The 10002-nt window shown below is 43.3% G+C and carries 14 protein-coding genes and 1 tRNA gene; all 15 read left to right on the top strand.

Translation table 11 applies throughout. The features are described from left to right. Window positions 1-173 precede the first annotated feature (173 nt). Window positions 174-1184 carry a heat-inducible transcription repressor HrcA gene (hrcA, locus tag IJT21_06790; GenBank protein ID MBQ7577953.1) on the top strand — a complete coding sequence of 337 codons (1011 nt, stop codon included), beginning with the start codon at window positions 174-176 and terminating at the stop codon, window positions 1182-1184. Window positions 1185-1193: 9 nt separating this feature from the next. Next, window positions 1194-1706 (top strand): nucleotide exchange factor GrpE, encoded by a 513-nt coding sequence (locus IJT21_06795; GenBank protein MBQ7577954.1) that lies wholly within the window; start codon window positions 1194-1196, stop codon window positions 1704-1706. An 18-nt stretch (window positions 1707-1724) separates the two neighbouring features. Then, window positions 1725-3557, top strand: a complete 1833-nt coding sequence (gene dnaK / locus IJT21_06800) for a molecular chaperone DnaK (GenBank protein MBQ7577955.1) — start codon at window positions 1725-1727, stop codon at window positions 3555-3557. 202 nt (window positions 3558-3759) lie between these two features. Then, window positions 3760-3909, top strand: a complete 150-nt coding sequence (gene rpmG / locus IJT21_06805; GenBank protein ID MBQ7577956.1) for a 50S ribosomal protein L33 — start codon at window positions 3760-3762, stop codon at window positions 3907-3909. A 73-nt stretch (window positions 3910-3982) separates the two neighbouring features. Beyond that, window positions 3983-4058 (top strand) — tRNA-Trp (locus IJT21_06810). 26 nt (window positions 4059-4084) lie between these two features. Further along, window positions 4085-4300, top strand: a complete 216-nt coding sequence (gene secE / locus IJT21_06815; GenBank protein MBQ7577957.1) for a preprotein translocase subunit SecE — start codon at window positions 4085-4087, stop codon at window positions 4298-4300. Window positions 4301-4306: 6 nt separating this feature from the next. Next, window positions 4307-4840 (top strand): transcription termination/antitermination factor NusG, encoded by a 534-nt coding sequence (gene nusG, locus IJT21_06820; protein ID MBQ7577958.1) that lies wholly within the window; start codon window positions 4307-4309, stop codon window positions 4838-4840. A gap of 30 nt (window positions 4841-4870) precedes the next feature. After that, window positions 4871-5296, top strand: a complete 426-nt coding sequence (gene rplK, locus IJT21_06825; GenBank protein MBQ7577959.1) for a 50S ribosomal protein L11 — start codon at window positions 4871-4873, stop codon at window positions 5294-5296. A 54-nt stretch (window positions 5297-5350) separates the two neighbouring features. Beyond that, window positions 5351-6055: a 50S ribosomal protein L1 gene (locus IJT21_06830; protein ID MBQ7577960.1), complete on the top strand. Its 705-nt coding sequence runs from the start codon at window positions 5351-5353 to the stop codon at window positions 6053-6055. A 158-nt stretch (window positions 6056-6213) separates the two neighbouring features. Next, window positions 6214-6753, top strand: coding sequence for a 50S ribosomal protein L10 (locus IJT21_06835; GenBank protein MBQ7577961.1), 540 nt, complete (start codon window positions 6214-6216; stop codon window positions 6751-6753). A gap of 75 nt (window positions 6754-6828) precedes the next feature. Next, on the top strand, window positions 6829-7170 hold the full coding sequence (gene rplL / locus IJT21_06840) for a 50S ribosomal protein L7/L12 (protein MBQ7577962.1): 342 nt from the start codon (window positions 6829-6831) through the stop codon (window positions 7168-7170). 72 nt (window positions 7171-7242) lie between these two features. Continuing rightward, a complete protein-coding gene (locus tag IJT21_06845; protein ID MBQ7577963.1) occupies window positions 7243-7626 on the top strand; it encodes a hypothetical protein in 384 nt (127 codons plus the stop codon). 145 nt (window positions 7627-7771) lie between these two features. After that, the gene (locus IJT21_06850; GenBank protein MBQ7577964.1) at window positions 7772-8344 is read left to right on the top strand and encodes a flavin reductase; all 573 of its coding nucleotides are present in this window, start codon (window positions 7772-7774) and stop codon (window positions 8342-8344) included. A gap of 125 nt (window positions 8345-8469) precedes the next feature. Then, complete coding sequence (locus tag IJT21_06855) at window positions 8470-9276, top strand: hypothetical protein (protein MBQ7577965.1); 807 nt, start codon at window positions 8470-8472, stop codon at window positions 9274-9276. Window positions 9277-9289: 13 nt separating this feature from the next. Continuing rightward, on the top strand, window positions 9290-10002 hold a 713-nt coding region (locus tag IJT21_06860), incomplete at its 3' end, for a hypothetical protein (protein ID MBQ7577966.1).

Genomic DNA, 10002 nt, shown 5'->3' on the forward strand with positions numbered 1-10002 from the left:
CCCACCCACCCTGGCGGCGGTATGGTGATCCTTCACTGTATCGCAAAAATTTTCACAGCTTATTGACAAATTTATGACCCTCTGCTAATCTTATCAGCGTTCTAAAAAATTAGCACTCATTAATAGTAACTGCTAAAACAAGAATAAAATTTTTCAGGAGGTGAGTAATTAACATGACAGAAAGACAATTAAGTATCATTCTCGCAGTTGTCTACGAGTACATAAAAACGGGAGAGCCCGCCGGATCACGCACTATCACGAAAAAATATATTCGCGGTTTGAGCCCTGCAACTATACGCAACGAAATGGCCGATCTTGAGGAAATGGGATATTTTTATCAGCCTCATACATCATCAGGCAGACTCCCGACGGCTAGAGCTTATCGCGTTTATGTTGACTCAGTTACTGCACGCGCAAGACATCACACACACGAGCAGGACATAAGGCGCGAGATTCAAGGCAGCAAAAGCGGAATAGAAGATCTGTTAAATCACGTTACCCACCTCATGGCAAGATTGACAAATTGTGTAGCAGTCGCAGCAGTTCCGAGGCTTGACGGCGCAGAAATTCAGCACATTGATTTAATGCTCATGGGCGGAAATAATGTATTAGCTTTAATCGTGCTTAAGGGCGGACTCGTTCATCATTCGCAATTTAATCTGCCTTATGAAGTGTCGCCGGAAGTTCTCGAAGATTTAAGCCGTAAAATCAGTACAGTTGCGTGCGGTCATTCGTGGGCAGAAGTTCGCGAGACCCTTTATAAATATGTACTGGGAGGACTTGAGGAAGCAGAAAACTCTTGCAGGGGAGCAATTAACGCGCTTGATAAATTTTTGACGGATCAGAATTATAAATTTTATTCGAGTGCAGCGAGTCAAATTTTGGATCTGCCCCATTTTCAGACTCTTTCACGATTGCAGGCAGTATTGAATTTACTCGAACAGGAAAAGCCCCTAGCCCGAATGATTGCTAAATGCAGAGACTCGAAAGAATTAAATATTTCGCTGGGTGAAGAGAACGAAGATGAAAGAATGTCAGAAAACGCGATGATTCTTATTCCTGCAAGACCGAGACAGCAAAAAGCAGTACTGGGTCTTATAGGGCCGCTCAGAATGGATTACGAGAAATCAATCAGCGTGCTTGAAAGTGTCGCGGAAATTTTAGACGAGGATACGGAGGAATGATTTAACCTCATGGCAGAATTAGAGCAGGAAAATTTAACGCCTGAGTCAGAATCAGAACAGGAACAGGAAAATTTAACGCCCGATCTTGACGCGAAAATAAAAGATCTTGAACACGAACTCGCAGTCGCAAGAGCAGATTTTTACAACTACCGCCAGCGTGCAATAAAGGAAAAATCACAGACAAGACAGCGCGCCCAGGAAGACGTAATAATTGAAATTCTGCCCGTGCTTGATAATCTTGATAGAGCGTTAGAGTCAGCTAAGAACGGCGGAGATATTCTAGCAGGCGTTGAAATGGTACAGAGACAATTTGTAAACGTGCTTGAAAATCTAGGCGTTACAGCAATTAAAGCAGCAGGAGAAAATTTTAATCCCTCACTGCACGACGCTTCAGGCACAGAACAAACAGATAATCCCGATCTTGACGGCAAAGTCATTACAGAAATTTTGCGGGGCTATCGAAATAAAGACAGGGTTTTACGCCCTTCACAAGTTATAGTAGGTAAATTAAATAATAATTAAAATTGGAGGCAAATTATCATGGCAAAAGTTGTAGGTATAGATTTAGGAACAACAAACAGCTGTATAGCAGTTCAGGAAGGCGACCAGACTACTATTATTCCAAATAACGAGGGTGCGCGTACGACTCCTTCTGTTGTAGCATTCACAAAGGACGGCGAAAGACTCGTAGGCCAGCTCGCAAAACGTCAGGCGATAGTCAATGCAGATAGAACTATAATGTCAATTAAACGCGAAATGGGCACAGATTACAGAGTTACTATAGACGGCAAAAAATATACTCCTCAGGAAATAAGCGCAATGATTTTGCAGAAATTGAAACGCGACGCAGAAGACTATCTCGGCGAAACAGTAACTCAAGCAGTTATCACAGTACCGGCATATTTCACGGACGCACAGAGGCAGGCAACAAAGGACGCAGGAGCAATCGCAGGACTCGAAGTCTTGAGAATCATAAATGAACCTACTGCGGCATGTCTTGCTTACGGAGAAAACAAGAAGGACGAGCATAAAATTTTAGTGTTCGATTTAGGCGGCGGCACGTTTGATGTATCGATTCTTGATGTCGGCGAGGGCGTTTTTGAAGTTCTTGCTACAGCTGGCGATAATAGACTCGGCGGCGATGACTGGGACAATAGAATCGTTGAACACATTGCTAACGAGTTCAAGAAAACAGAAGGCATTGACTTAAGAAATGACAACATGGCCATGCAGAGATTACGCGAGGCAGCAGAGAAGGCAAAAATTGAGCTTTCCAACATGACCGAGACTACTATATCACTGCCATTCATCACGGCGAATCAGTCAGGCCCGAAACATTTAGAGATGAGATTAACGCGCGCTAAATTCGAGGAAATGACAGCAGATTTACTTGACAGAACGATAAAGCCGACTCAACGCGCATTAGAGGACTCCGGACTCAACGCAAGTGAAATAGATAAAATTTTGCTCGTCGGAGGCTCGACTCGTATGCCTATGGTACAGAAAAAAATTGTAGATCTGCTCGGCAAGGAACCGACAAAGGGCATTAATCCTGATGAGTGCGTCGCAGCAGGTGCAGCAATTCAGGGAGCTATACTCAAAGGCGATCACAAAGATATAGTTCTCGTTGATGTAACGCCTTTAACTCTTGGAATTGAGACTCTCGGCGGTGTCATGACAAAGATGATCGAGCGTAATACAGCAATTCCCGCGCAGCAGACTCAAGTTTTCACGACAGCAGCAGATAATCAGCCTCAAGTTGAAATCGCAGTCTTTCAGGGTGAACGTCCAATGGCGCAGGATAATGTAAAACTCGGACAATTTACACTTGACGGCATAGCACCGGCACCGAGAGGAATCCCGCAGATTGAAGTTACATTCAATATCGACACAAACGGCATTCTCAACGTATCAGCTAAGGACAAGGGCACCGGCAAAGAACAGAAAATTACGATTCAATCCTCTAACTTGTCAAAAGAGGACATCGAACGAATGAAGCGCGACGCAGAAGCCCACGCAGACGAGGACGAGAAAAAACGCAGTTCAGCAGAGGCACGCAATGAGGCAGACGCAGCAGTTTTCGGCGCAGAAAAATTAATGAACGATCTCGGCGATAAAATGACTCCTGAAGAAAAAGGACGAGTCAACACGAAAATTGACGCGCTGAAAAAAGCAATCGAGTCAGGCAGCGAGTCAGGCATGAAGAGCGCAAAAGATGATCTCAACAAAACAATGCAGGAGTTCGGCGCGAGACTCTATCAGCAGGCAGGAGCAGGCAACCCGGGCGCAAACTTTACCGGCAACCCCGGCGCAAACACTTCGAGCAATAACGATAATGACACTGTAGATGCTGAATTTAGCGACAAAAATTAATTTATCGGACAAATAATTTATTCCCTCTGGTAAATGGCCGGAGGGATTTTTTCGTTTATCGCGACTCGAATGTGCGTAAAAATTTATGTGTGTGCAATAACTAAATGCATTCCGCTCATAAAGTAAAAAAATTAATCCTGTGCTAAAATATTGCGGGTAATTCTCAGGACATTAAATATATAGAAAGAAGGAAAATTTTTCAATGGCAGATATAGTCGGACTTACATGCACCCAGTGCAAGCGCAGAAATTACACAACGACTGTGAACAAAAAAAAGCAGTCCAAGAAGTTAGAGCTTAAGAAATTTTGCAAGTGGTGCAACGCGTCAGTACTTCACAAAGAGTCAAAATAAATTTATAACAGTTGCCAAAGATTTAAACCTGTTGTAGAATTTGCAGAGTTAATCAAGCAATAAAATTTTATGCAGGTCCGTGGCTCAATTGGCAGAGCACTGGTCTCCAAAACCGGGGGCTGCAGGTTCGAGTCCTGCCGGGCCTGCCATTTTTTTATGAGGTATATATACAACAATGGCAAAAGCAACTACAGAGAAACCATCGAAGCTGGCTTCATTGAAAAATTTTATTCGTGAAGCAAAAGCAGAGTTAAAGAAAGTAACCTGGCCCACACGCAGGCAAATATGGTATTGGACGCTTGTCGTAATAGTTTTTACGCTTTGTGTCTCGCTTTATTTGGGACTGATAGATTTTCTTCTTGCGTGGTTATTCCGTACGCTGCTGGGTTAATAAAAGATGCCGGGAGATCGCCGCTGGTACGTTGTGCAGACGTACGCGAGTTATGAAAAAAGGGTCGAGGCTGATATTCGTCAACGTATAACAGCTATGAACATGCAGGATAAAATTTTTAATGTTCTTGTGCCGACTGAAACGCGAATAGTTGTCAAAAATGGCAAAAGCCGCGAGGTTACGAGAAAATTATATCCAAGCTATGTGTTAGTAGAGATGATTCTTGACGAGCAGTCTTGGTATGCAGTTAGACACACTCCGGGCGTTACCGGATTTATCGGAGCAGGGACTCACCCTATGCCGCTTTCATCTGATGAAGTCGAAAGAATCATGTCGGGAATGCAGAAGGAAAGCGAGAAAAAAGTCGAGATCGACATAAAGCCGGGCGACACAGTAAGAGTCATTGCAGAAGGTGAGATGAAAGGATTCACAGGGCCTGTCGTGGAAATTAACGCGAAAAAAGGCAAAGTGAAATTTAAGAGTGAAGTTCTCGGCGGTGCAGTTCTGGAGACAGACTACAAAGCGTTAGAGAAAATATAAGCATTACACACAGAAAGGAAAATTTTTATCATGGCTAAAAAAGTTGTGGGGCAGGTAAAATTGCAGTTACCCGCCGGCAAAGCGACTCCTGCGCCTCCTGTAGGACCTGCATTAGGTCAGCACGGAGTAAATATAATGGAGTTCTGCAAGCAGTTCAACGCAAAGACTCAGGATCAAGCGGGGTTAGTTATTCCTGCTGTAATCACTGTCTATGCTGACAGAAGTTTTTCATTTGAGTTAAAGACTCCCCCTGCAGCAGTGTTATTAAAGAAGGCAGCCGGGATCGAGTCAGGTTCAGGCGTTCCCAACAAGACAAAGGTCGGCAAAATCGCCCGCGCAAAAGTTAGAGAAATTGCAGAACTTAAGCGCAAAGATCTCAACGCTAACGACACAGAGGCAGCAATGCGCATGATCGAGGGCACAGCGAGATCTATGGGACTCGAAGTTGTTGATTAAGTCATAAAGTGGGAGAGTTTTTCACTCGTTATCGACCACAAGGAGGCATAAAGAATGAAACGCAGCAAAAGATACAGAGAAGCCGCCGCTAAAATCGAAGCAGGAAAATTATACGGTCTTCGTGAGGCTGTAGAATTATTCAAATCTGTAGCAACGGCAAAATTTAATGAAAGCATAGAAGTTCACGTAAGACTCGGAATAGATCCCCGTCATGCTGATCAGCAGGTAAGAAGCACTGTCTCACTTCCTCATGGAACGGGCGTAACTAAAAAAGTTTTAGTCATCACTCAGGGCGAGAAAGTGAAAGAAGCTCAGGACGCAGGCGCGGACATCGTCGGCGGTGAAGAGTTAGTGCAGCAGATTCAGGGCGGATTTATGGACTTCGACGCAGTAATAGCTACTCCGGATATGATGAAGTCAGTAGGTCGTCTCGGCAAAGTTTTGGGCCCGCGCGGATTAATGCCCAGTGCGAAAACCGGAACAGTTACATTTGAGCTCGCCGACGCAGTAAAAGAAATCAAAGCAGGCAGAGTAGAATTTCGCGCAGACAAAGCCGGAATCACTCACAACGCAGCAGGACGCAGAGATTTCTCGACCGATGATTTATTCGACAACGTTAAAGCCTTATTGCAGGCAATTTATAGAGCGCGCCCCGCATCAGTGAAGGGGACATACGTTAAGAGCATTGCAATAGCTCCGACGATGGGACCGGGAATCGCAATAGATCCGGCACAAGCGCAGAAAGAATTAGCATTGTAGAAAAATTTTCGTTCTGGCAAATAAATAAATTCCTAAGACAGCAGGCAAAATCAGTAAGTCCTGCTCAGGAGAAAAATTTTAACGCGATAGTTATTGCTTCTCCTGTTTTAGTGTAAAATAGGGGGAGCTTTTATTTATTAAGGAGGTGAAATAATTACATGCCGGCAAAAATAAAATATGAACTCGTTGACGGATTAAAAGCTAAACTCGAGAAGACAAAAGCTGTTTTCGTTGCTGAATATCGCGGAATGACGGTCGCACAAAGTACAATGCTGCGCGCTAAAGTTCGTGAGGCAGGAGGAGAGCTCAAAGTCGCAAAAAATACACTCTTCGCAATCGCAATGAAGGAAGCCGGACTCGATGCCCTTCCCGAAAGCATGATGAAGGGACCTAATATATTTGCGTTGTGTTATGATGACCCCGTCAGCGTCGCAAAAGTCTTGAAGGAATATTTTAACGATAAGACCCAGAAAGCGTTTATTCTCAAGGGCGGTTTGTTAGAGACTCAGCAGCTTGACTTGAATCAATTGTTAGCACTTGCAGATCTCCCGTCAAAAGAAGCTCTGCGCGGTCAAGTTGTCAGGACGATTGCAGCTCCGTTATCGGGACTCGTCAATGTGTTGTCAGGTACAATCAGAAATTTTGTTACATGCCTTGCCCAGATTCGCGACAAGAAACAAGAGGGCGAAGCAGCGTAAATTTATTATTTATTATATTACTCGGAGGAAAATTTTATTAGGACACAAGAAGAAATCATTCAGGCTATTGAAACAATGTCAGTGTTAGAGCTTTCGGAACTCGTGAAGGCACTTGTAGAGAAATTCGGCGTATCAGCATCAGCAGCACCCGTCATGATGGCAGCAATGCCCGGAGCAGGAGCAGCAGCCCCCGCAGCAGAAGAGAAAACAGAGTTTGATGTCGTCTACAAAGCACCCGGCGCAAACAAAATCGGTGTAATTAAAGTAGTCCGCGAAATTACGTCGCTCGGCCTCAAGGAAGCAAAGGAACTCGTTGACAACCCGCCGAAGAACATCAAAGAGGGTGTATCTAAGGAAGAAGCCGAAGAGATCCGCAAGAAGCTCGCCGACGCAGGAGCAGAAGTCGAAGTTAAATAATGAAATTTTTTGCAGAGGCTCAACATTAACGGGCCTCTTTTGCTATATTCATGAACGGAGGAAAATTTTACAATGAGCGCGCAAAATAATAATTCTCCGAAGCAGCCGGACAAGAAGAAGCAAATAATAATCGGTGTAATCTGCGTAATATTGCTGCTTAATGTCATGTGGACAGTGATGCAGAATAAATTTGCACCCAAGCTCGATGAGTTCAAGAAAGAAATTAACACGGCCATTGCTGCACTTGACTCAAGAATTACGAAAATCGAAGAGGGCGGATTTACCGACGTTGCAAATATTAAGGCAGATTTTGAATCGTTGAAGCAGATTGCAGACACTTTATCAGCAAGAATGAATCAATCTCTCAAGACGGAAGAAGAACAGCTCGCAAGCCTTGAAGCACAATTAGCAGCTCAGAAGGCAAGAGTCGAGGCAATGAAGAAATTAGCACAATAAAAATTTTCTCATTATCTCGTTATAAGAGTCCCGGTTATTTATGGCCGGGATTTTATAATGCGCGCTTGACTCATGTGCAATAATAAAATTGTATTCAAATATTAAATAATTACATCACAATTTAACAGGAGGATTTAATATTATCATGAAGAAAGATTTAGGCGTTCTTCCAGCGGTATTTCCCATGCCGGTTTTAATGGTCGGTACTTACGGAGAAAATGACGTTGTCGACGTTATGAACGTTGCTTGGGGCGGTATCTGCGGAGAGGACAAAATCGCACTCAATCTCGCACCCGACAGAAAGACTCTCGCAAATATCCGGGAACGCAAAGCCTTCACAGTAGCACTCGCCGACGAAGCTCACATAAAAGAAGCTGACTTTTTCGGAATAGCAACAGGCAACAAAATGCCCGATAAATTTGCTAGAACAGGTTTTCACGCGGAAAAAAGTTCACGCGTCGACGCACCCGTTATCAGCGAATTTGCTTTGACAATGGAATGTGAATTACTCGAAGCCCGCGAAATGTTCGGCGAAATTAGAGTCGTCGGTAAAATAGTTAATGTAATCGCCGATGAAAATATCTTAAACGCTGCCGGAAAAGTTGATCCCGCAAAATTAAAAGCTGTAATGTTCGATCAATACAATATGGACTATTACGCAACGGGAGCAAAAGTCGCTAAAGCATGGAACGCCGGCGCAGGTCTCATGAAGAAATAAAAAATTTTTGCTGCGTTCATTATGTGGGCGCAGTTTTTTTTCTCTCAAAATTTATACTTCTATAATTCTATTCTGTGTTAAAATCAGCAAGTTATTTGTAAATTTATGAAGGGGGATTTTTGGCAATGAAAAAATTATTGCAGGGAAAATATTTAATTGCATTAATGCTGATAATCTTTATATTTGCCGGTAGTGCTTTTGCTGCTGATATAGATCTCGGCGAAGGTTATCACGTTCCTAGCGGCTTTGCTAGTGTTCTAATAACTAATTCTAACGGGACGGCCATTCAAAACGCTGTAGAGCATATTAAAGACGGCGGGACAATTTTTTTATCCGGCAGCTTCAATTTAGTACGCTCAATCAACATCAAGAAAAATATCACAATTAAGACTCCGAGTAGTGCCAGTGCTGTATTAGACGCTGCTAGTGCAAATGACAGAGTTATTAGATGTCAGGGAAATATCACACTCGAAAATTTAGTAATTAAGGGCGGTAATTCTACGAACGGCGGAGGAGTAAAAGTTGACGGAGGCCAAGTCAATATCATAAGCTGCGACATTAACAGCAATAAATCAATATTAGGCGGTGGCGGTATACATTCGCAGGCGGTATCACTTACAATCACGAACTGTAATATTTCGAATAATTCAGTAGCGGCATTCGGCGGAGGTATATCTTCTTGGGGAAGCGGCACAGTTACGATTAACAACAGCAAATTTACAGGCAACACTGCTGCAACCGGCGGCGGCTTGGCTGCAATGAATACTATAACCATGAATAATTGTCAAGTTACAGGCAACAGCGCAAAACAGAACGGCGGAGGAATTTATATATCAAGCGCAAATTTAACAACAGTAAACTGCGATATTTCAGGCAACACTGCTGCTGAAAGTGCTGATATAGCGTTAGACGATGGAGCGATTTTAAAGTAGGGAGGCAAAGTAAATGAACAAAAAATTTTTTATCGGACTCTTGATACTTTCTCTCATGATCTTGTCAGGAGGTTGCGGAGGCAGCAGCGGTACTCCCAGTGAGACAAATGTTAATACAGTTTTACAAGGTGCGTGGTCATCATCAACTAACGGCACAGCTTCAATAACATCAATAAATCCTGACAGCGGCGATCTTGAGGCTTTCACTGCGGCATTTGGCGAACTTCCTGCTGAAGTAGTAGAGCAATATAGAGCAGCTCAGAAAAATAAAACTGTTGAGACCGTAAATGTTCCTGTAACACGTGCAATGGCCTTCTTTGATGAATGCGATATCGAACAAACAAGCGGGACAGCAAAATTTACAGCAATTATTATTCTCAGCAATGACTCTTTATTCCTGCCTGTATTCTATAACGGTGTAACAATCTCTACCCAGCGCAATGACATAGGCGAATGGACAGCAGTAACTTCTGACGGAGGCACGTTATCAATAAGCATGACTTCAGAAGAAAAAATTAATCTTTCTGGAACAATCAGCTATCTTGATTATAATTGCGAGTTCAGCACAGTTATAGAGAAAAATATTCATACTTCATTAGACCCGCAGACAATTTTAGACGGCACTTGGAAACTAGATAACAATCAGGGCGGCGGTTACTTAGCTGATAACTCAAATATTATTGCTCTTATTGTCCCTGAAGCTGTATCAATGTATTTCGAGAACAC

This window comes from Synergistaceae bacterium (assembly GCA_017443945.1).
Classification (GTDB): Bacteria; Synergistota; Synergistia; order Synergistales; family Aminobacteriaceae; genus JAFUXM01.